General features: G+C 73.8%; 16 protein-coding genes. 4 read left to right on the top strand and 12 right to left on the bottom strand.

Annotation, left to right across the window (positions count from 1 at the left end; genetic code table 11):
* Positions 1–10: 10 nt before the first annotated feature.
* Positions 11–1,504 (bottom strand): DNA-binding protein NsdB, encoded by a 1,494-nt coding sequence (locus AC07DA_RS03395; RefSeq protein WP_479124162.1) that lies wholly within the window; start codon positions 1,502–1,504, stop codon positions 11–13.
* Positions 1,505–1,737: 233 nt separating this feature from the next.
* Here AC07DA_RS03395 and AC07DA_RS03390 point away from each other — a divergent pair, with 233 nt between their 5' ends.
* Positions 1,738–2,877, top strand: coding sequence for an aminoglycoside phosphotransferase family protein (locus AC07DA_RS03390; protein WP_479124160.1), 1,140 nt, complete (start codon positions 1,738–1,740; stop codon positions 2,875–2,877).
* Positions 2,878–2,951: 74 nt separating this feature from the next.
* Here AC07DA_RS03390 and AC07DA_RS03385 read toward each other — a convergent pair whose 3' ends face one another.
* The 8 genes from AC07DA_RS03385 to AC07DA_RS03350 all read right to left on the bottom strand — a co-directional run bounded on the left by AC07DA_RS03385 (position 2,952) and on the right by AC07DA_RS03350 (position 9,588).
* The gene (locus AC07DA_RS03385) at positions 2,952–3,449 is read right to left on the bottom strand and encodes a hypothetical protein (RefSeq protein WP_094052128.1); all 498 of its coding nucleotides are present in this window, start codon (positions 3,447–3,449) and stop codon (positions 2,952–2,954) included.
* A 58-nt stretch (positions 3,450–3,507) separates the two neighbouring features.
* Complete coding sequence (locus tag AC07DA_RS03380; RefSeq protein ID WP_479124157.1) at positions 3,508–4,167, bottom strand: CGNR zinc finger domain-containing protein; 660 nt, start codon at positions 4,165–4,167, stop codon at positions 3,508–3,510.
* A gap of 41 nt (positions 4,168–4,208) precedes the next feature.
* Positions 4,209–5,111: a universal stress protein gene (locus tag AC07DA_RS03375; protein WP_479124155.1), complete on the bottom strand. Its 903-nt coding sequence runs from the start codon at positions 5,109–5,111 to the stop codon at positions 4,209–4,211.
* 163 nt (positions 5,112–5,274) lie between these two features.
* Entirely contained in the window at positions 5,275–5,517 is a 243-nt protein-coding gene (locus tag AC07DA_RS03370; RefSeq protein WP_094052129.1) for a DUF397 domain-containing protein, read from the bottom strand.
* Between the two features lie 83 nt (positions 5,518–5,600).
* A complete protein-coding gene (locus tag AC07DA_RS03365; protein WP_479124153.1) occupies positions 5,601–6,767 on the bottom strand; it encodes a thiolase domain-containing protein in 1,167 nt (388 codons plus the stop codon).
* Positions 6,764–7,828: a thiolase domain-containing protein gene (locus AC07DA_RS03360; protein ID WP_479124151.1), complete on the bottom strand. Its 1,065-nt coding sequence runs from the start codon at positions 7,826–7,828 to the stop codon at positions 6,764–6,766. The genes AC07DA_RS03365 and AC07DA_RS03360 overlap by 4 nt, the downstream gene beginning before the upstream one ends.
* On the bottom strand, positions 7,825–8,769 hold the full coding sequence (locus tag AC07DA_RS03355) for a Zn-ribbon domain-containing OB-fold protein (RefSeq protein WP_479124149.1): 945 nt from the start codon (positions 8,767–8,769) through the stop codon (positions 7,825–7,827). The genes AC07DA_RS03360 and AC07DA_RS03355 overlap by 4 nt, the downstream gene beginning before the upstream one ends.
* An 18-nt stretch (positions 8,770–8,787) precedes the next feature.
* Positions 8,788–9,588: a crotonase/enoyl-CoA hydratase family protein gene (locus AC07DA_RS03350; RefSeq protein WP_479124147.1), complete on the bottom strand. Its 801-nt coding sequence runs from the start codon at positions 9,586–9,588 to the stop codon at positions 8,788–8,790.
* A 176-nt stretch (positions 9,589–9,764) separates the two neighbouring features.
* Here AC07DA_RS03350 and AC07DA_RS03345 point away from each other — a divergent pair, with 176 nt between their 5' ends.
* Positions 9,765–11,384 carry an acyl-CoA synthetase gene (locus tag AC07DA_RS03345; protein WP_479124145.1) on the top strand — a complete coding sequence of 540 codons (1,620 nt, stop codon included), beginning with the start codon at positions 9,765–9,767 and terminating at the stop codon, positions 11,382–11,384.
* 114 nt (positions 11,385–11,498) lie between these two features.
* Positions 11,499–13,385, top strand: coding sequence for an alkaline phosphatase family protein (locus AC07DA_RS03340; RefSeq protein ID WP_479124143.1), 1,887 nt, complete (start codon positions 11,499–11,501; stop codon positions 13,383–13,385).
* A gap of 81 nt (positions 13,386–13,466) precedes the next feature.
* Here the strand turns inward: AC07DA_RS03340 and AC07DA_RS03335 are convergent, their stop codons facing one another.
* The gene (locus AC07DA_RS03335; RefSeq protein ID WP_479124141.1) at positions 13,467–14,300 is read right to left on the bottom strand and encodes an alpha/beta fold hydrolase; all 834 of its coding nucleotides are present in this window, start codon (positions 14,298–14,300) and stop codon (positions 13,467–13,469) included.
* Between the two features lie 54 nt (positions 14,301–14,354).
* A complete protein-coding gene (locus tag AC07DA_RS03330; protein ID WP_479124139.1) occupies positions 14,355–15,881 on the bottom strand; it encodes an acyl-CoA synthetase in 1,527 nt (508 codons plus the stop codon).
* Between the two features lie 191 nt (positions 15,882–16,072).
* Here AC07DA_RS03330 and AC07DA_RS03325 point away from each other — a divergent pair, with 191 nt between their 5' ends.
* On the top strand, positions 16,073–18,502 hold the full coding sequence (locus tag AC07DA_RS03325) for a penicillin acylase family protein (RefSeq protein ID WP_479124137.1): 2,430 nt from the start codon (positions 16,073–16,075) through the stop codon (positions 18,500–18,502).
* Between the two features lie 73 nt (positions 18,503–18,575).
* Here the strand turns inward: AC07DA_RS03325 and AC07DA_RS03320 are convergent, their stop codons facing one another.
* The gene (locus AC07DA_RS03320) at positions 18,576–20,126 is read right to left on the bottom strand and encodes an acyl-CoA synthetase (protein ID WP_479124698.1); all 1,551 of its coding nucleotides are present in this window, start codon (positions 20,124–20,126) and stop codon (positions 18,576–18,578) included.
* Positions 20,127–20,128 lie beyond the last annotated feature (2 nt).

Genomic DNA, 20,128 nt, shown 5'->3' with positions numbered 1-20,128 from the left:
CCTGGAGCACTCAGGCCCGCGCGCCGGCACCACCCCTGCCCTTCGTCTTCGGCAGGGCGAGCTTGATCTCCTCCCGCAGCTCCTGGATCTTCGGATAGCCCGCGTACTGGGCGGTGAGCCGGTACATCTGGCGCAGCCGGTCCCAGGTGCGGTGGGAGGAGTTGGACCCCATCGACACCAGGGCCAGGCGGGCGTAGCGGTCGGCCTGTTCGGGATCGTCGGCGATGAAGCAGGCCGAGGCCATCGACAGGTAGTCGAAGATCTTCGAGCGCTGCCGGCCGTCGACCCGCAGGGCCAGCGCCTTCTCCGCGTAGTGCTGGGCGTGCGCGGCCGCGCCCGGCTCGAACTCGGCGAGCGTGCGGTAGGCCAGGGCCTGCATGCCGTACAGGTCCTCCTCCTTGAAGGTCTGCATCCAGTCCGGCGGGGGGACGTCGGACTTGTCGGAGACGAACAGGTCCTCCGCCCGGCCGAGGGTGCGGCGCATGGCCTGGCCCTTGCCCATCGAGGCCTGCGCCCAGGCCTCGATCGTGCAGAGCATCGCCCGGGTGCGGGGCAGCACCTCGTCGCCCGAGCCGGACGTGGCCAGCTTCATCAGGTCCAGGGCGTCGTCCGGCCGGCCCAGGTGCACCATCTGGCGGGCCGCGCGGGAGAGCGCCTCACCCGCGCGGGGCCGGTCCCCGCCCTCTCTGGCCGCGTGCGCGGCGATGACGAAGTACTTCTGGGCCGTGGGCTCCAGGCCGACGTCGTGCGACATCCAGCCCGCGAGGACGGCCAGGTTGGCGGCGACGCCCCACAGGCGCCGCTGGAGATGGGGTGGGTGACGGTAGGCGAGCATGCCGCCCACCTCGTTGAGCTGGCCCACCACGGCCTTGCGCTGGAGTCCGCCGCCGCGGGCGGCGTCCCAGGCGCGGAACACCTCGACCGAACGCTCCAGTTCCTCGATCTCCTGCGACCCGATGGGGGCGGCCTCGTAGCGGTCGAACCCAGCGGGGTCGGCGTGCAGGGGATGGTCGAGGTCGGGGGCGTCGGCAGCCAGGGCAGGGTCGGAGTGCAGCCAGTCGTACATGGCGCTGCTGAGTGCGGATCCCGCGGCGAGCGCGGCGCCCGCGCCCACCAAGCCGCGTCGGTTGAGCATGAGGTCCATTCCCGTGAATTCGGTGAGGACCGCAGCCGTCCGCTCGGGCGCCCACGGCACACCGTCGGGAGCCTCCGGGCTCCCGCCGCCCTGCCGTTTCCCCGCACGCCCGTGCCGGACCAGACCGAGGTCCTCGATGGTCACGACACGGCCGAGACGCTCGGTGAACAGGACCGCCAGCACCCGCGGCACCGGATCGCGCGGGATCTCTCCCAGGTCGATCCACCGCCGCACCCGGGAGGTGTCGGTCGACAGCTGGGGATGGCCCATGGCCGCCGCCTGCCGGTTGACCAGCCTCGCGAGTTCGCCCTTGGACCAGCCGGCCAGGCCGAACAGGTCCGCGAGCCGGGTGTTGGGTTGTCCGCTCACGTCAAGCCCCCAGGTTCTCGGCTGAGTTGACAGTAGCCCGGGGAGACTTGCCGGGCGACTATTCGCCAGGGTTCGCCAGGGTGCGCCAGATGGTGTGCCACCGGCCATCCGGTGTCAGGTAGGAACGCGCCACCCCGACCCGGTCGCCGCAGGAACATTCCCCAGGGTGATCCCGGGCGTCCGGGCCGGGACGGCGCTGTCGTCGCAGGCACACGAAGGGATCTGTCTCGCCCATGTACGCAGCATCGTCCTCCGTGTCCGCACCGCCCCGGTCGCTCCACCCGCGTCCCACGGACAGCGGCCCCTACCTCGCCCCCGCGCGGCCGGCGGCCCCCGTGCTCGGAGCGGGCAGGGCTCGGCGCGGCGCGGTGCTCGGCACCCAACCGCTCAGCGGGAGACTCGACTTGTCCGGCCCCCAGGGCGCGCAGCTGCGCACCGCGATCGCGTCGGTGCACCGCATCTGCCCGGAGTTCGCCCCGGTCCAGGTGCTGCGCCGCACCGGCCGGTCCGTGCTCCTGGTCGGTACGACCGGTCGCAGCACGGCCGTCGCCAAGTGTTTACTGGACCACTCCCCCGCCTGGTCCGAGCGGATCCGCCACGAGATAGCGGCGTACCGCTCGTTCGTCCGGCACCGCCCTCCCGTGCGGGCGCCGAGGCTGATCGCGGCGGACCCGGACAACTGCACCCTCGTGATCGAGCGGCTGCCCGGGCGGGTGGCGGCCCTCCAGCGGCACCCGGCCGAGGCGCCGCCCCGGGCGGACATCAGGGCGGCGCTCGGCGCGATCTGCCGGCTGAACGCCTGGCGGCCGCCGGCGGGCACGTTCGACGCCCCGCTGGACTACGCGGCCCGGATCGCGCGGTACCACGAGCTCGGCCTGCTCACCGACCGCGACCTGGGCGACCTGCAGAAGCTGCTGCACGGCATCGCGCAGGCCGCCGGCCGGCAGGGCATGGGCCAGTTCTGCCACGGCGACGCCCTGCTGTCGAACCTGCTCCTGTCACCGGCCGGTCCAGTGCTGGTGGACTGGGAGCACGCGGGCTGGTACCTGCCGGGGTACGACCTGGCGACGCTGTGGTCGGTGCTCGGGGACGCACCGGTCGCGCGCCGGCAGATCAGCCAGATCGCGCAGTCGGCGGGCCCGGCGTCCAGGGACGCCTTCCTGGTGAACCTGATGCTGGTGCTGACGCGTGAGATCCGGACGTACGAGACGGCCGTGCAGCGTTCGATGCACGACGCGGCCCCGGCGGTACCGGGACCGGCCCACCCCGGTGCCGTGCCGTCCGGCGAGGAGCAGCGGCTGCTGCTGCGGCGGCTGCACGACGACTGCCAGCTGGCCCGGCGGGCCGTGCGCGCGGCGGTCGGCACTCGCTGACGGGGACGAAAGGGCCGCTGTGCGCCTGGCGAGGCGCACAGCGGCCCTTTCGTGTGCGCGGGCCCGCCGCCGGGTCAGCCCTGCTGGAACAGCTCCGCCGGCAGCGGCTTGAGGAGCGCGTACAGGTCGTCCGTGATCGGGCGGTCCCAGGCCGCGATGGTCACCAGGACGTTGTCGCTGCGGTCGAACTGCACGCAGGAGATCCGGCTCTCGGAGAGCTTGATCCGGCGCACGATCAGGAGGTTGTCGCCCTGCATCACCGGCACGTCCTCGGTGCCGACGACGGTGACCTCCTCGTCGTTCTCCAGCGCCAGGAGGAGCTGCGCCACCTCGAAGGGGACCTCCCCCTCGGGGACGTCGCGGGCCGGGGAGCCCTCCGGCAGATTGCCGATGATCATGGCGGGGCCACGGCCGCCGAACAGGTCGTAACGGAGGAAGACGCCCTGGCAGGTGCCGTCGGGCGCGGGCAGCAGTCCCGCGCCGAGGTTGCCGGGCCAGTCGCCCGGGTCCATGGCCAGTACGTCGAAGTCGGGCCCGGCGGGCGTGGCGCTGCGGCGGCGGAGGAACGACATGTCGCCATGGTACGTGCCCGGGCCTACGACGTGCCGGGCGGGCGGCGGCTCGGTCCGGCTAGGCCGTGGCCCGGTGCCGGCGGTGGTGGCGGGCCACCCGGGCCCGGTTGCCGCAGGACGGTGTGCACCACTCCTGGCGGGGATGGTCCTTCAGGAAGTACCGCACGCAGCGCGGTGCGTGGCAGGCCCGCAGCCGGTCGCGGTCGGGGCTCGCGAGGAACGCGATCACGGCCTGTGCCAGGGCCGCCGTCAGGTCGTTCCCGGCCCGGACGGGCCGGTGGCGCACGACCGGGCCGGTGTCCTCGGGCCAGTCCAGTACGGGCACGGTCGGGGTGCGGGACGCCGCCGCGTTCAGCCGCCGCACGGCTTCGGGTGCGGGCATCAGCCGGGTGGCGTCCGCGGGGCTCGGTGCGCCGGGGCGCACGGCGCGGGCGAAGAGCGCGCGCACGGCCGCCCGCAGTTCGCGGACGGCCGCGAGCTGCGCGGCGTCGGCGGTGAAACCGGCACCGGCGTCTTCCCCTTTCCCTCGCCGCCCCGTGCCGCACGGGGCGGCCCGGTCGCGGCGGGCGTCCGGCAGGGCCTCGGGGTGGGCCCGCACCCAGGCGGTCAGGTCCTCCGGGGTGGTCAGGTCGTCGGTGACACCGCCCTCGCCGTCGTGCCGGACGGTGAGGGCGAGGTCCAGGGCGAGCCGGGCGTCCCTGCTGATCGGTTCCCGCATGGCGCCGATGATAGGCGGGCGGGCGTCCCCGCCCCCGGGGCTCAGTCCTCCGGGGGCGCCGGAGGGATCACCGCCACCGGGCTCGCGGCGTGCAGCAGGACCGCCTGGGTGACCGAGCCCATCATGCGGGCGGGCGCCAGCAGGTGCCGCCGGTGACGGCCGACGACGACGAGGTCGGCGTCCCGGGAGGCGGCGACGAGGTGCCCGGCCGCGTCCCCCGCCGCCGGGACCGCCTCGACCTCGACGCCGGGGTGCCGTTCGCGGTAGGGGGCCAGGAAGCCTTCGGCGAGGACCCGGGCCTCGTCCTCGACGACGTCCTGCTCGACGACCGGCGGGGGCACCTCCCCGGGCAGCATCCAGGGCTGCGCGGGCCACGGGTAGGCGGCGACCGCCCGGAGCCGGGCCCCGCGCCGGGCGGCCTCGGTGAAGGCGAACTCCAGCGTGGCGTCGTCGGGGCCGTCGACCTTCAGGCCGACCACCACGCGCGGGGCGAATCCGCCCGGAGCCCCGCCGTGGACCTCGCGTCCGGGCCGGGGCACCACGACGACGGGACACTCGGCGTCGCGTGCGGCGGCCAGGCTGGTGGAGCCGAGCAGCAGACTGGCGAAGCCGCCGCGGCCGCGGGAACCGAGCACCAGCAACTGGGCGGTGGCGCCCAGTTCGGGCAGGGCCACGCCGGTCGCGCCCTCCAGGCCGACGTACTCCGTGTCCGGCAGGCCGGTGCGGGTCTCCAGGTGGGTGCGCGCACGGTCGAGGACGGGATCCTCCCGCGGGTCGGCGGGACCGGCGGCGAGGACTTCGGGCTGGGCCCAGTGGGCGTACTGGCGTACGTGCGCCACGCGCAGGGGGGCCGAGCGCCGCACGGCCGCGTCGACGGCCCACTCCAGGGCGCGCAGGCTGTCGTCCGAACCGTCGACCGCGGCGACGACCGGCTGGGTACTCATGAGTTCCTCGCTTCCGGGTGACGACCGTGCCCTCCCCGGTGCCAGCCTGACGCAGGAGGCGGCCGAGGAAAGCTGCTTCGGGTCGCGTGTCCGGAAACGCCGCCGGAACACCCCCGGACCGGCCGTGGGACCACGGCCGCCCGGGGTGGTGCGCTCACCGGCGTCAGGTGAGGTCGAACTCCCCTTCCCGCGCTCCCGAGACGAACGCGCCCCACTCGGCGGGCGTGAAGATCAGGGAGGGGCTCTCGGGGCGGGCACTGTTCCGCATGGCGATGAAGCCTTCCACGAAGGCGATCTGCACATCCCCCAGGCCACGGCTGCTGGACTGCCACTGTGCCTTGCTGAGGTCCAGGTCCGGCTTGTCCCAGCCCATGAGCGGGCGCTGCTGGGTGGTGGTCTCGGCCACGTCCGTGCTCCTCCCGATTGCGTCGTCCGCGGCCAGCCTAGCGATCGCGCACCGGGCCCGACAGAGCACGTGAGCGGGACCTTTCAGGAGTCCGGCGGCCGTGCTCCCACGAGCCACATGGCGAAGAACTGCGATCCGCCGCCGTAGGCGTGCCCGAGCACCCTGCGGGCGCCCTCCACCTGGTGTTCCCCGGCCTGCCCGCGCACCTGGAGGGCCGCCTCGGCGAAGCGGATCATGCCGGAGGCGCCGATGGGGTTGGTGGACAGCACGCCGCCCGACATGTTGACGGGCAGGTCCCCGTCCAGTTCGGTCACGCCCGCTTCGGTGAGCTTCCACCCCTCGCCCGGGCCGGCGAAGCCGAGGTTCTCCAGCCACATGGGTTCGTACCAGGAGAACGGCACGTAGATCTCGGCGCCGTCGATCTCGCGGCGGGGGTCGGTGACGCCCGCCTGCCGGTAGACGTCGGCGGCGCAGTCCCGCCCGGCCCGCGGGGAGACGAAGTCCTTGCCCGCGAACAGGGTCGGTTCGCTGCGCATCGCCCCGCCGAGCAGCCAGGCGGGCGCTCGCGGGGCCCGGGCGGCTCCGGCCCGGCCGGTGAGGATCATGGCGCAGGCGCCGTCGGAGGAGGGACAGGTCTCCGAGTAGCGCACCGGGTCCCACAGCATGGGCGAGGCCATCACCTTCTCCAGGGTGATGTCGTGCTCGTGGAGGTGGGCGTAGGGGTTCTTCAGGGCGTTGCGGCGGTCCTTGTAGGCGACGAGGGCGCCGATCGTCCCGGGTGCGCCGCTGCGCCGCATGTAGGCGCGGATGTGCGGGGCGAAGAACCCGCCGGCCCCGGCGAGCAGGGGTTGCTGGAAGGGGATGGGCAGGGACAGGCCCCACATGGCGTTCGACTCGGACTGCTTTTCGAAGGCGAGGGTGAGGACGGTGCCGTGGACGCGGGCGGCGACGAGGTTCGCGGCGACGAGGGCGGTGGATCCGCCCACCGAGCCCGCGGTGTGCACGCGGAGCAGGGGTTTGCCGACGGCCCCGAGGGCGTCGGCGAGGTACAGCTCCGGCATCATGACGCCCTCGAAGAAGTCGGGCGCCTTGCCGATCACGACGGCGTCGACGTCGGCCCACGTCAACTCGGCGTCCGCCAGGGCCCGGTGGGCCGCCTCCCGGACCAGTCCGGCGATGGAGACGTCCCGGCGGGCCGCGACGTGCTTGGTCTGGCCGATGCCGACGACGGCCACGGGCTCCTTGCTCATCGGTGCTCCTCTTCGAGGACGGCGACCAGGTTCTGCTGGAGGCAGGGGCCGGACGTGGCGTGGGCGAGGGCGCGGCGGGAGTCCCCGCGGTGGATGCGGGCGGCGGCCTCTCCGACGCGGATGAGCCCGGCGGCCATGATCGGGTGGGCGGCGAGGGCCCCGCCGGAGGGGTTGACGGTCACGTCGTCGCCGAGGCGCAGTGCCCTGCGCAGGACGATCTCCTGGGCGGTGAAGGGCGCGTGCAGCTCGGCGGTGTCCACGGGCCGTTCGAAGGCGCCGGCCCGCTCGGCGGCCAGGCGGGTGGAGGGCGAGTCGGTCAGGTCGCGCACGCCGAGGCCGTGGGGCTCGATCCGGTGGTCGATGCCGCGGATCCAGGCGGGGCGCCCGCACAGCTCCCGGGCCCGGTCCCCGGCGGCGAGGACGACGGCGGCGGCGCCGTCGCCGATGGGCGGGCAGTCGCCGGTGCGCAGGGGCCGCACGAGGTAGTCGCCCTGCGGCACGCCGCGGCGCAGCTGGGCGTGGGGGTTGGCCGCCGCGTTCTCCCGGTTGCGGGCGGCGACGGCGGCGAGCGCCGGTTCGTCGGTGTGGCCCGCGTCGATCAGGGCCTGTGCCTGGAGGGCGGCGAGGGCGACGGAGTCGGGCCACAGGGGTGCCACGTAGTACGGGTCGAGCTGGCGGGTCAGGACGTCGCGGACCGGCCCGGGCGAGGACTTGCCGTACGCGTAGACGAGGGCCGTGTCGGCGTCGCCGGTGAGGAGCCTGGTCCAGGCCTCGTACAGCGCCCAGGCCCCGTCCATCTCGACGTGGGACTCGGAGATCGGTGGCCAGGCGCCGACGCCGTCGAGGGCCAGGGTGAAGGAGAAGGCGCGCCCGGCGAGGTAGTCGCTGGAGCCGGAGCAGGTGAAGCCGATGTCGGCGGTCCTCAGGCCGGTTCGGTCGAGGACCTCGTGGAGCACCGGCATGAGCATCTCCACCTCGGAGAACTCGTCGCTGGTGCGCCGGTGGACGGTCTGGGCGAAGGCGACGACGGCGATGTCGCGGTGCGGCGGCGCGCTCGTCACAGCAGCTCCTTGTAGGTGTCGTAGTCCGCGTCGGGTTCGCCCGTGGGGCGGTAGTGGTCGGGGTGGCGGGCGCCCTCGGTCCACACGGGTTCGACGCGCAGCCCCATGCGGACCTCGTCGTACTGGATGCCGCCGATGCGGCCGTGCAGCGCGAGGTCGGCACCGTCGAGGGCGATGTGGGCGTAGACGTACGGCACCTCGATGTCGAGGTTCTTCGCCTTGATGTTGACGATGCAGAAGGTGGTGACGGTGCCGCGCGGTCCGACCTCGACCTGTTCGGACGTGGCCACCCCGCAGGTGGGGCACGCGCCCCTCGGCGGGACGTACACCTTGCGGCAGTCCGGGCAGCGCTCGCCGACGGTGCGGCGGCGGGAGAGGGCCTCGATGTAGGCGGTCTGGGCGCGGCCGGGAGAGTAGGTGTAGTCGAGACGTGCCGCGGCGACGATGCCGGTGACCGGGTCCTCGAACCCGCCGGTGTGCCCCGCGGGTTGCGGAGCGGGGCCGCCGTCGTACGGCTCGAAGCAGGCGATGTCCGTGATGGCGCCGGTGCGTCGCCGCGCCCAGCGGACGCGGACGCGCATGCCGGTGCGCACGGCCCCGGGGCCGGGGGCGTCGAGAGCGTGCAGCAGGGCGGTGTCGGCGCCGTCGAGGCGGACCAGGACCCAGGCGAAGGGCGTGGTGAGGGGCTGGCCGCGGCGCGGGGCGTGGTTCCAGGCCCAGGTGGTGACCGTGCCGGTGGGGGCGACCTCGGTCAGGTCGCGGATCTCCTCGGCGGTGACGGGGTCGTACTCGACGGGCGGCACGAGGACCCGGCCGTCGCCGGTGCGCACGCCGAGGACGACGCGTTCGCGCAGGCCGGTCAGGAAGGCGCTCTGGACGGGGCCCAGGGAGCGGGTGAACGGGAACTCGACGACCAGGGGGGCTTTGAGGAGTTCGGGCATGCCGGGGGGCTCCTTCGGTCAGGCGCGCTTGTAGACGGGCGGTCGCTTCTCCGCGAAGGCGCGGGCGCCCTCCTGGGCGTCGGCGGTGTCGAAGACGGGCCATCCGCGGGTGAGTTCGGCCGCGAGGCCGTCCGCCTCGGTCATCTCGGCGGTCTCGTACACGGAGGCCTTGACGGCCTCGACGGCGAGCGGGGCGCAGGAGTTGATCCGCTCGGCGATCTCCAGGGCCCGGCCGAGCGCGGTGCCGTCGGGGACGACGTGGCCGATCAGGCCGATGGCGGCTGCTTCGCGGGCGCGGTAGGGACGGCCGGTGAGGAGCATCTCCAGGGCGTGGGTGCGGGGGATCTGGCGGGGCAGGCGGACCGTGGACCCGCCGATCGGGAACAGGCCGCGGCGGACCTCGAACAGGCCGAAGGTCGCCGACTCGCCGGCGACGCGGATGTCGGTGCCCTGGAGCATCTCGGTGCCGCCCGCGACGCAGTGGCCCTCGACGGCGGCGATCACCGGTTTGCGCGGGCGGTGGTGGCGCAGCATCGCCTTCCAGTGCAGGTCGGGGTCGGCCTTGAGCCGGTCGCGGTACTCCTCGCCCGCCATGCCGTTCCCGGCGAGGGCCTTGAGGTCCATGCCGGAGCAGAACGAGCCGCCCGCGCCCGTCAGGACGACCGAGCGGACGGAGTCGTCCGCGTCGGCTTTCAGCCAGCCGTCGTACAGGCCGACGAGCATCGGCAACGAGAGCGCGTTCCTGGCCTCCGGCCTGTTGAGCGTGAGCACCAGTGTGGCGCCTTCCCGCTGCACGGTGAGGTGTTCGGTCCCACCCATGGCCAACTCCCCTCTCCCGGAACGAGAACAGGTTGCAGTAGGTGGCGAGGCACTTCAAGGGTTTTCTGACAGGCAGTCAGATTTTTTCGCGCGGAGCCTTCACAGTTCCGGCGCCCTTTGCTCTGATGACCGGCGAACCGTCCGGTACCAGGCACGCCCCGGGGTCAGGAGGAACGGTGGAGTACAACCTTGCCGACCTGTTCGAGTCGGTCGTCGACGTCGTTCCCGGCCGCGAGGCGCTCGTCCACGTCGACCATCCCGGGACGGGAGACGAGCGCCGCCTGACGTACGCGGAGCTGGACGCGGCGGCCAACCGTGTCGGCCACCACCTGCTGGACAGCGGAATCCGGCCCGGTGAGCACCTCGGGCTCCACCTCTACAACTGCGTGGAGTACCTGCAGACGGTGCTGGGCTGCCTGAAGGCGCGGATCGTCCCGGTCAACGTCAACTACCGCTACGTCGAGGACGAGCTGGCGTACCTCTACCGGGACGCGGACCTGGTGGCGCTGGTCTTCGACGCGGAGTTCACGGACCGGGTGGCGGCGGTGCGGCCCCGGGCGGGCAAGCTGCGGCATCTCCTCCGGGTGGGCACTCCCCCGCCGGGGGCCGCCGCGGTGCCGTGCGCGGAGTTCGCCCGGGCGCAGGCGGCGGGCAGCCCGGAGCGGGGCTTTCCGGCCCGCTCGGGCGACGACCGGTTCATCATCTACACCGGCGGTACGACCGGGATGCCCAAGGGTGTGATGTGGCGGCAGGAGGATTTGTTCTTCGCGGGGCTCGGCGGGGGCGCGCCGACGGGTGAGCCGGTGCGGAAGCCGGAGGAGCTCGCCGAGCGGGTGGCCGCCGGCGGGGACGGGATCACGTTCTTCCCGACGGCACCGCTGATGCACGGCACGTCCACCCTCACGGCGTTCATCGGCTTCCACTTCGGGCAGCGGGTGGTCGTCCACCGCAAGTTCGTGCCCGAGGAGGTGCTGCGCACCGTGCAGAAGGAGAAGGTCAGCAGCATCTCGCTGGTGGGCGACGCGATGCTGCGGCCGCTGGTCGACGCGCTGAGCGGCCCGTTGCAGCACATCGACGTCTCGTCGCTGTTCAGCGTGTCGTCGTCCGGCGCGATCATGTCGGACACGGTGCGCCGGCAGTTCCGGGAACTGGTGCCGCATACCGTGCTGCTGAACAACTTCGGTTCGTCGGAGTCCGGGTTCAACGGCACGGCGACCGAGGACGCGGGGCCGGAGCGGGGCTTCCGGGTGCGGGTCAACGCCCGTACGCGGGTGGTGGATCCGGTGACGCACGAGCCGGTGGCGGCCGGGGAGGTGGGGCGGGTCGCGCAGTGCGGGCACGTCCCGCTCGGCTACTACAACGACCCGGTCAAGACCGCCGAGACCTTCTTCGAGAAGGACGGGGAACGGTGGGTGCTGCTCGGGGACATGGCCACCGTCGGCGAGGACGGCGTGATCACCGTGCTCGGCCGGGGCTCGCAGTGCATCAACACCGGTGGGGAGAAGGTCTATCCGGAGGAGGTCGAGCAGGCGCTCAAGTCCCACCCGGACGTCTACGACGCGCTGGTGGCCGGGGTGCCGGATCCCCGGTGGGGCCACCACGTGGCGGCCGTGGTGCAACTGCGCGCGGGGGCGGCGCGGCCGTCCCTGGAGGAGATCCGGACGCACTGCCGTGACCGGCTCGCCGGTTACAAGATCCCGCGGCAGCTGGTGATCACGGACGAGGTGCGCCGGTCGCCGAGCGGCAAGGCGGACTACCGGTGGGCGCGGGAGGTGGCGGCGGCTGCGGACGGGTGATTCACCGGCCCCGGGATTGAACCCGAGGTGACGTACGGACGTACTGGTGGTGGCAGGCTCGGCACCGGGCTCTGTTCGCCCTGCCACCGCACGACCGCACGGAAGGACCACCGGGTGTCGCTCTTCACTCGCCCCCACCAGCAGCCGGACCGCACCGGGGGCGGGGCGCAACCGGACGACGGCTCGGATGCGGCCGGGCCGCAGCGGGGAACCAGCGCGGAGACGGCGCGCGGCGGGACCGGCGGGGCCGGGACGGACGAAGCGAGCGAGCCACACCGGGAGGGCGACCCGTCGGGCACGACCGCCCCGGGCACGCCGGACACCGCGGCGCGCGCCGGCGCGCCCGGCTGGTTCGGCTGGTTCGGCTGGCGGCGGCGCTGCCCGCGGGCCGCGCGGGGCATCTCCGTGGGGACGACCGTGCTGGCCGGGGCGCTCGTGGTGTTCGCGCTGCTCGTGCCCAACCGGATCGAGCGGATCGCGTTCGCCTCGTTCCTGCGGATCCCCGCCGAGGGCGTGCTGCTCGCGGGCCTGCTGCTCGCGCTCCCCCCGCGGGCCCGCCGGGTCACGGCGGTGGTCGCGGGCGCCCTCCTCGGGCTGATCACCGTCCTGAAGTTCGTCGACATGGGCTTCTACCAGGTGCTGGCCCGGCCCTTCGACCTCGTCCTGGACTGGATCCTCGTCGAGCACGCCACCGACTTCCTCCGGGAGACCTTCGGCCGCACGGGCCAGGTGCTGGCCGTGATCGGGGTGCTCGTCCTGTTCGTCGCGGTGCTCGTGCTCACGACGCTCGCGGTGGTGCGGCTGACGGACCTGATGGTGCGGCACCGGCCCGTCGCGGCACGCACGACGCTGATCCTCGGCACGGCGTGGATCACCTGCATGACACTGGGCGTGCAGCTCGGCACGGTGCCGATCGCCACCAAGGGCAACGCCGAGTTCGTCGGCAACCGGGTGGAGCAGGTGCGCGCGGGCCTGAAGGACGCCCGCGTCTTCGAGAAGCAGGCCGCCGTGGACGCCTTCGCCAAGACGCCGCCCGACCGGCTGCTGACCGGCCTGCGCGGCAAGGACGTGCTGTTCACCTTCATCGAGAGCTACGGCCGGGTGGCGATCGACGACCCGGCGATGGCCGAGCGGACCGACGCCGTGCTCAAGGAGGGCACCGGCAGGCTGAGGGCGGCCGGGTTCGAGTCGCGCAGCGGCTGGCTGCGCTCGCCGGTGACGGGGGCCGGCAGCTGGCTCGCCCACTCGACGTTCCTGTCGGGGCTGTGGATCAAGAACCAGCAGCGGTACCGCAGCCTGACCACCAGCGACCGCATGACACTGACCAAGTACTTCGGCAAGACGGGCGCCTGGCGGACCGTCGGCATCGTGCCGGGCGTGCGGCGGGCCTGGCCGGAGGGCGAGTTCTTCGGCCTGGACCACATCTACGACTCCCAGCACCTCGGCTACCACGGGCCGTACTTCAGCTGGACGCCCGTGCCCGACCAGTTCAGCATGGAGGCCTTCCAGCGCCTGGAGCACGGCAGGAAGGACCGTCAGCCGATCATGGCGGAGATCATCCTGGCCTCCAGCCACAACCCCTGGTCCCCCCTCGCCCGGATGATCGACTGGGAGGACCTCGGGGACGGTTCGGTGTTCCACCGGATCAAGAAGGAGGGCACCGACCCCGCCGAGGTCTGGAAGGACCCGGAGAAGGTGCGCGCCGAGTACCGCAAGGCCATCAAGTACTCGATCCGCAGCCTCACCGAGTGGATGGAGCGCTACGGCGGCGAGGACACGGTGCTGGTGTTCCTCGGCGACCACCAGCCGGTGCCGACCGTCACCGCCGGGGACACCGGCAAGGACGTGCCGGTCACGATCGTCGCGCACGACGAGAAGGTGCTCGACCGGGTCGCCGACTGGGGCTGGACCGACGGTCTCAAGCCGGCCCCGGACGCTCCCCGGTGGGGCATGGACGAGTTCCGCGACCGCTTCATGACGGCCTACGGCCCGCAGGACTGAGGAACGCCCCGGCCGCCCGTGGGGCCGACTCGCCCGCCGGGCGGGGCCGCTCCGCCGACCGCGCGCGGACGTGCCGCCCGGTCAGGCGAAGAAGGCGGACACGCGCCGCGCGAACCACTCCGGGTCGTCGAGCCAGGGGTAGTGCCCCGCGTCCGGCTGCACGGCGAACTCCGCGTGCGGGAAGGCGTCGGCGGTGCGGCGGGCGAGGGCCGGGCTCGGGCCGCCGTCGGCCTCTCCGGCCAGGACCAGCACCGGGGCCGTGAGACGGGCGAGCGCGGCCCGGGTCGCGGCCGGGTCGTAGGCGCCGTCCGCGCCGTAGCGGCCCGCGGCCTCGTCGTTGGTCTCCGCCTCGTCGCGCTCGGCGTGCGCCCGGGCGGCGTCGTCCCACCGTCCGTACCAGAACGCCCAGATCGCGGGATCGAAGTCGGCGGGGTTCGCGAGCCAGGCCTCGAACGCCGGGAAGGCGGCCGGGAACCAGGGCTCCGACACCCGTGCCCGGGCCGCCGCCAGCCGGTCCTGCTCGGTCGCCGGCAGGCCGAGGGCCCACGGCACGGCGGTGATCAGCGCGAGCCGTCCGACCCGGTGCGGATACCGGGCCGCGTACAGCAGGGCGAGACTTCCGCCCGCCGAGTGCGCGAGCAGGTCCATCCGCTCCAGCCCGAGGTGCCGCCGCAGGGCCTCCACGTCGTCCACGAGCCGGTCGCAGCGGTAGGTCGCGGGGTCGTCCGGCACCGCGGACTGCCCCGTGCCGCGCAGGTCGAGCAGGACCAGTTGCCGGTGGGCGTCCAGTCCGCCCAGGTCTGCGAGGTAGGCCGAGGCGCGCATGGGTCCACCGGGCAGCACGACGAGCGGCTCGCCCTCCCCGCGCGGGTGGCAGGCGAGCGGCGTTCCGTCCGGGGCGTCGAAGACCGGCATGCCCGGGATCCTCGCCGCCCCGGGCACTCGGGCGCAACAGGGTTCCCCGCGGCGTCAGCGGCCGGACACCGCGTCGTCCGGCCCGCCCGCGAACCTGTCCCTCAGCTCCCGCTTGAGGATCTTCCCGCTGGCGTTGCGCGGGAGTTCGTCCACGAACACCACGCGCTTCGGCGCCTTGAACGGGGTGAGCCGCTCGCGGACGTGGTCGATCAGCTCTTCCTCCGAGACGTCCGCGCGCGGGACGACGACTGCCGTCACGGCCTCGATCCAGCGCTCGTCGGGCAGGCCCACGACGGCCGCCTCGGCGACGGCGGGGTGGGTGTACAGGGCGTCCTCGACCTGGCGGGAGGCGATGAGGACTCCGCCGGAGTTGATGACGTCCTTCACGCGGTCGACGATCGTGTAGTAGCCGTGGGCGTCGCGCACCGCGAGGTCGCCGGAGCGGAACCAGCCGTCGCGGAAGGCCTCGGCGGTCTCCGCGGGCTTGTCCCAGTAGCCCTCGCACAGTTGCGGGGAGCGGTAGACGATCTCGCCGGGGGTGCCGTCGGGGACGTCCTTGCCGTCCTCGTCGACCACCCGGGCGTCGACGAACAGGACGGGCCGGCCGCAGGAGTCCATGCGGCCCTCGTGCTCCTCCGGGGCGAGGACGGTCGCCAGCGGGCCGATCTCGCTCTGTCCGAAGCAGTTGTAGAAGGCGAGTTCCGGCAGGCGCTCCGTCAGCCGTTCGAGGACCGGGACCGGCATGACCGACGCCCCGTAGTAGGCCTTGCGCAGGCCGCCGAGGTCGCGGGTGGCGAAGTCGGGCCGTTGGGACAGGGCGATCCACACGGTGGGCGGGGCGAACAGGCTGTCGACGCGGCCCGCTTCGACGAGGTCGAGGAGCCGGTCGCCGTCGGGTGCGTCGAGGATGAGGTTCGTCGCGCCGACGGCGAGGTAGGGCAGCAGGAAGACGTGCATCTGCGCCGAGTGGTACAGCGGCAGCGCGTGCGCGGGACGGTCGCCGGCGCTCAGGTCGAGGGCGGTGATCGCGCTCAGGTACTCGTGTACCAGGGCCCGGTGCGTCATCATCGCGCCCTTGGGCAGGGCGGTCGTCCCGGACGTGTACAGCAGTTGCGCGAGGTCCTCGGTCCGCGGCTCGGGCCCGTCGTACGCGGGCGCGCCGTCCAGCCGCGCGAGCAGCGAGTCGCCGGTGCCGCGCAGGGGCAGGGTCCGCACGCCGCCGGGGAGCCGGCCGGCCAGGCCCGGGTCGGTGAGGACCAGGGAGCTGCCCGACTGGCCCACGATGTAGGCGAGGTCGTCGCCGGTGAGGTGGTGGTTGACGGGAACGTGGACCAGGCCCGCCCGGGCGCAGGCGAGGAAGGCGATCAGGTAGGCGTCGGAGTTGTGGCCGTAGGCGCCGACCCGGTCCCCGGGTGCGAGGCCCTGGCCGAGGAGGAGGCTCGCCGCGCGGGAGACGGCGGCGTCGAGTTCGCCGTACGTCCAGGTGCGGTCGGCGTACTCGACGGCGACGCGCGCCGGGGTGCGCCGGGCGCTGCGCCGCAGGACTCCGTCGACCGTGCTGCCGTGTCCTGGCATCGTCATGGCACATGATCCTCGGCTCACCGCGGGGGGAGGTCAAGGATCCCGGATGCGGCCGGCGCCCGGCCGCGCCGAGCCCCGGCCGGCTCAACCTCACCAGGGCCCCCGTGCGTCCGCTGTCATGGAACGGACGGCCGGGGCGCCGCACCGCGCACACCCGGCCGGCCCCTTTCTCGACGAAGCCGGGAGGCTCGATGCGCACCCGCTGGAGACGACTCGTCCTCGGGGCCACGGCCCTGTTCACGGCCGCGTCCGCGTTACCCGCGGCCGCGGCCCAGGACCGGGAGCGAGCGCGGGAACACCCGTCCCACGGCGGCCTGTCCGCCGTCATCCGCTACACCGAGTACGGCATCCCGCACATCCGGGCGGAGAACTACGCGGGACTGGGCTTCGGTACGGGCTGGGCCCAGGCCGCCGACGAGGTCTGCACGCTGGCCGACGGGTTCGTGACCCTGCGGGGCGAGCGGTCCCGCTACTTCGGCGCCGACGCCGCCGCGGGCGGCGACCTGTCCGCGGCCCGCACCAATCTGGCCAGCGACCTGTACTTCCGCGGCGTGCGGGAGTCCCGCGCCGTGGAGCGGCTCCTGACGAAGCCGGCGCCGGTGGGTCCGAGCCGTGCGGTCCGGGACCTGATGCGCGGCTGGGCGGCCGGGTACAACGCCTGGCTGAAGCAGCACGGGATCACGGACCCCGCCTGCGCGGGCGCCTCCTGGGTCCGGCCGGTCACCGAAGCCGACGTGGCCGCGCGCGGGCTCGCGATCGCCTCGGTGTCCGGCGAGGGCCGCTTCGTGGACGCGGTCACGGCGGCGCGGCCGCCCTCGCCCGGTTCCACCGCCCCCGCCCCGTCCGCGCGGTCCGCCGGTGCGCCGGACGCGAAGGCCGTGGCGCGGGCGGCCGGGGAACTGTGGGGCCAAACGGGCATGGGCTCCAACGCGGTGGCCTTCCGCGGCGACACCACGGCGAACGGCCGCGGTCTGCTGCTGGGCAACCCGCACTACCCGTGGCAGGGCGGGCGGCGGTTCTGGCAGTCGCAGCAGTCGATCCCCGGGGAGCTGAACGTCTCCGGCGGTACTCTGCTCGGTCTTCCGGTGGTGGCCATCGGGTTCAACGCCCACGTGGCGTGGAGCCACACCGTCTCGACCGGCGTGCCGGCCAGCTTCCACCGGCTGACGCTGGACCCGGCCGATCCCACGGTCTATCGCGTGGACGGCAAGCCGGAGAAGATGAGGAAACGGACCGTGACGGTCGCCGTGAAGGGCGGCGCGCCGGTGACGCGCACCCAGTGGTGGACCCGCTACGGCCCCGTGGTCACCTCCCTCAGCGCGCAGGTGCCGCTGCCCTGGACGCCGACGACGGCGTACGCCCTGCACGACCCGAACGCCGCCAACCTGCGCTTCGCCGACACCTCCCTCGGTTTCGGCAAGGCCCGTTCCACGGCCGGTGTCCTCGCCTCCCTCTCCCGCCACCAGGGCATCCCCTGGGTGAACACGATCGCCGCCGACCGGGCGGGCCACTCGCTCTACACCCAGTCGCAGGTGCTCCCCCGCATCACCGACGAACTGGCCGAGCGCTGCTCGACCGAGCTCGGCCGGAGCACCTACCCGGCGTCCGGCGTGGCGATCCTCGACGGCTCGCGCGGTGACTGCGCCCTCGGCAGCGACCCGGACGCCGCCGTGCCCGGCATCTTCGGGCCGGGCAGGATGCCGACCCTGAAGGACGCGCCGTACGCGGCGAACATGAACGGCACGCCGTGGATGACCAACGCCGACCGGCCACTGACCGGCTACGAGCGGATCTTCGGCACGGTGGGCACGCAACTCGGGCTGCGCACCCGCGGGGGCATCGAGGACGTCGCGGGGATGGCGGACCGGGGCGGCCTGACGGTAGGCGACCTGCAGCGGCAGCAGTTCGCCAACCGGGTGCCCGCGGGCGACCTCGCCGCCGCGGACGTCGCCCGGGCCTGCGCCGCGCTGCCCGGCGGCTCGGCGACGGGCAGCGACGGCAGGGCCGTCGACGTGTCGGGGGCCTGTGGCGTGCTGCGGGCGTGGGACCGCACCATGGACACCGGCAGCCGCGGGGCGCTGCTCTTCGACCGGTTCTGGCGCAGGCTCGAACCGGCCGTGCCGGCCGAGCGGTTGTGGAAGGTGCCCTTCTCGGCGGCGGACCCCGTCCGCACGCCGCGCGCGCTCGACACCGACGAGCCCGGTGTCGCCACCGCCCTCGCGGACACCGTGACGGAGCTGCGGGCCGCGGGCATCGCGCTCGACGCGCCGCTCGGTGCGCACCAGTACGTCGTGCGCGACGGGAGGCGGTTGCCGATGCCGGGCGGAGCGGGCCGGCTGGGCGTGTGGAACGTGATCGAGCCGGTGTGGGACGCCGCCGCGGGTTACCCCGAGGTGCCGTTCGGGACCAGTCACCTGCAGGCCGTGGGCTGGGACGGCACGGGCTGCCCGGTGGCGCGCACGCTGCTGACGTACTCCCAGTCGTCGAACCCCGCGTCGCCGCACTTCGCCGACCAGACCCGGCTGTTCTCGCAGGAGAAGTGGGTGACGTCGCGCTTCTGCGAGCGGGACATCCTGTCCTCGCCGCAGCTGAGGGTCCTGCGGGTGCACGAGCGCCGCTGACCGGTGCGCGGAAGGGGTGCCGCTCCCGGTGGGGCGGCACCCCGCCCCGCGCGGCCGGAGCGGCCACACCACCTCACACGGACCGGGTCCGTCCCTCCCAGTACGGCGCGCGCAGCCGTCGCTTGTACAGCTTGCTGTTGGGGTCGCGGGGCATCTCGGCGACGAAGTCGACACTCCGGGGCCGCTTGTACCCGGCGAGGCGGTGGGCGCAGTGGTCGAGGAGGTCGGCCGCGAGGGCCGGTCCGGGCCGGTGCCCGGGGGCCGGTTCGACGACGGCCTTGACCTCCTCGCCCCAGTCGTCGTGCGGGATGCCGAAGACGGCGGCGTCGGCGACGGCCGGGTGGGCGAGCAGGGCCGACTCGATCTCGGCCGGGTAGATGTTGACGCCGCCGGAGATGATCAGGTCGATCTTGCGGTCGCGCAGGAAGAGGTAGCCGTCCTGGTCGAGGTGGCCGAGGTCGCCGACGGTGAAGAAGTCGCCGATGCGGTTCCTGCGGGTCTTGTCCTCGTCCTTGTGGTACGAGAAGCCGCCGGTGGTCATCTTCATGTAGACGGTGCCGAGTTCGCCGGGCGGCAGCCGGTTGCCGTCGTCGTCGAACACGGCGAGTTCGCTGATGGGCCAGGCCTTGCCGACCGTGCCGGGTTTCCTCAGCCAGTCCTCGGCGGTGGCGAAGGCGCCGCCGCCCTCGCTGGCCGCGTAGTACTCCTCCACGCAGGGCCCCCACCAGTCGAGCATGGCGCGCTTCACGTGGTCGGGGCAGGGGGCGGCGCCGTGGATGGCGTGCCGCATGGAGGAGACGTCGTAGCGGGCCTTCACCTCGTCGGGCAGGGCCAGCAGGCGGTGGAACTGGGTGGGGACCATGTGGGTGTGGGTGCAGCGGTGGGTGTCGATGAGGCGGAGCATCTCCTCGGGTGCCCACTTGTCCATCAGGACCAGCCGGTGCCCGATGTGCAGGGACGCGCCCGCGAACTGCAGGACGGCCGTGTGGTACAGCGGCGAGCACACCAGGTGCACGTTGTCGTCGAACGGCCGGATGCCGAAGATGCCGAGGAAGCCGCCGAGGTAGGCCTCCTCCGGTGGCTTGCCGGGCAGCGGGCGGCGGATGCCGCGGGGGCGGCCGGTGGTGCCGGAGGTGTAGTTCATGACCCAGCCGAGGGTGCGGTCGCCGGGCGGTGACCCGGGCTGCCCGGCGAGGAGTTCCGCGTACGGCCGGAAGCCCGCGACCGTGCCGACCGCGTACCGGTGGGTGTCCGGCAGGCCGGCCTCGTCGGCGGCGTCGCGTGCCGCGTCGGCGAAGCGCTCGTGGGCAAGAAGGACCCTGGCGCCGGAGTCGGAGACGATCCAGGCGATCTCCGGGCCGGTCAGGTGGTGGTTGACGGGGACGAGGTAGAACCCGGCCTGACTGGCGGCGAGATAGGCGGTGAGGAACTCGACGCCGTTGGGCAGGACGACGGCGAAGGTGCCGCCGCGCTCCAGCCCGGCCGCGCGCAGGCCGTGCACGAGCCGGTTGGCGGCGGCGTGCAGGCGTCCCGCGGTCCACTGCTCGCCGTCGGGTGCGACGAGGACCGTGCGGCCGGGGTCCTGGGCGGCCTGGGCCCAGAAACCCGCGGGGGATGTGCTCACCG

It is taken from the genome of Streptomyces sp. NPDC044921, from assembly GCF_056432865.1.
Note: the sequence above shows the minus strand (reverse complement) of the source record. Positions and strands in the feature narration are given on the sequence as shown.

Coding starts and splice junctions, on each gene's coding strand:
- AC07DA_RS03335 (WP_479124141.1), bottom strand. CDS start 14,300: ATGCCGGTCTTCGACGCCCCGGACGGAACGCCGCTCGCCTGCCACCCG.
- AC07DA_RS03380 (WP_479124157.1), bottom strand. CDS start 4,167: ATGCGGGAACCGATCAGCAGGGACGCCCGGCTCGCCCTGGACCTCGCC.
- AC07DA_RS03385 (WP_094052128.1), bottom strand. CDS start 3,449: ATGTCGTTCCTCCGCCGCCGCAGCGCCACGCCCGCCGGGCCCGACTTC.
- AC07DA_RS03350 (WP_479124147.1), bottom strand. CDS start 9,588: ATGGGTGGGACCGAACACCTCACCGTGCAGCGGGAAGGCGCCACACTG.
- AC07DA_RS03375 (WP_479124155.1), bottom strand. CDS start 5,111: ATGAGTACCCAGCCGGTCGTCGCCGCGGTCGACGGTTCGGACGACAGC.
- AC07DA_RS03390 (WP_479124160.1), top strand. CDS start 1,738: ATGTACGCAGCATCGTCCTCCGTGTCCGCACCGCCCCGGTCGCTCCAC.
- AC07DA_RS03325 (WP_479124137.1), top strand. CDS start 16,073: ATGCGCACCCGCTGGAGACGACTCGTCCTCGGGGCCACGGCCCTGTTC.
- AC07DA_RS03355 (WP_479124149.1), bottom strand. CDS start 8,769: ATGCCCGAACTCCTCAAAGCCCCCCTGGTCGTCGAGTTCCCGTTCACC.
- AC07DA_RS03330 (WP_479124139.1), bottom strand. CDS start 15,881: ATGACGATGCCAGGACACGGCAGCACGGTCGACGGAGTCCTGCGGCGC.
- AC07DA_RS03365 (WP_479124153.1), bottom strand. CDS start 6,767: ATGAGCAAGGAGCCCGTGGCCGTCGTCGGCATCGGCCAGACCAAGCAC.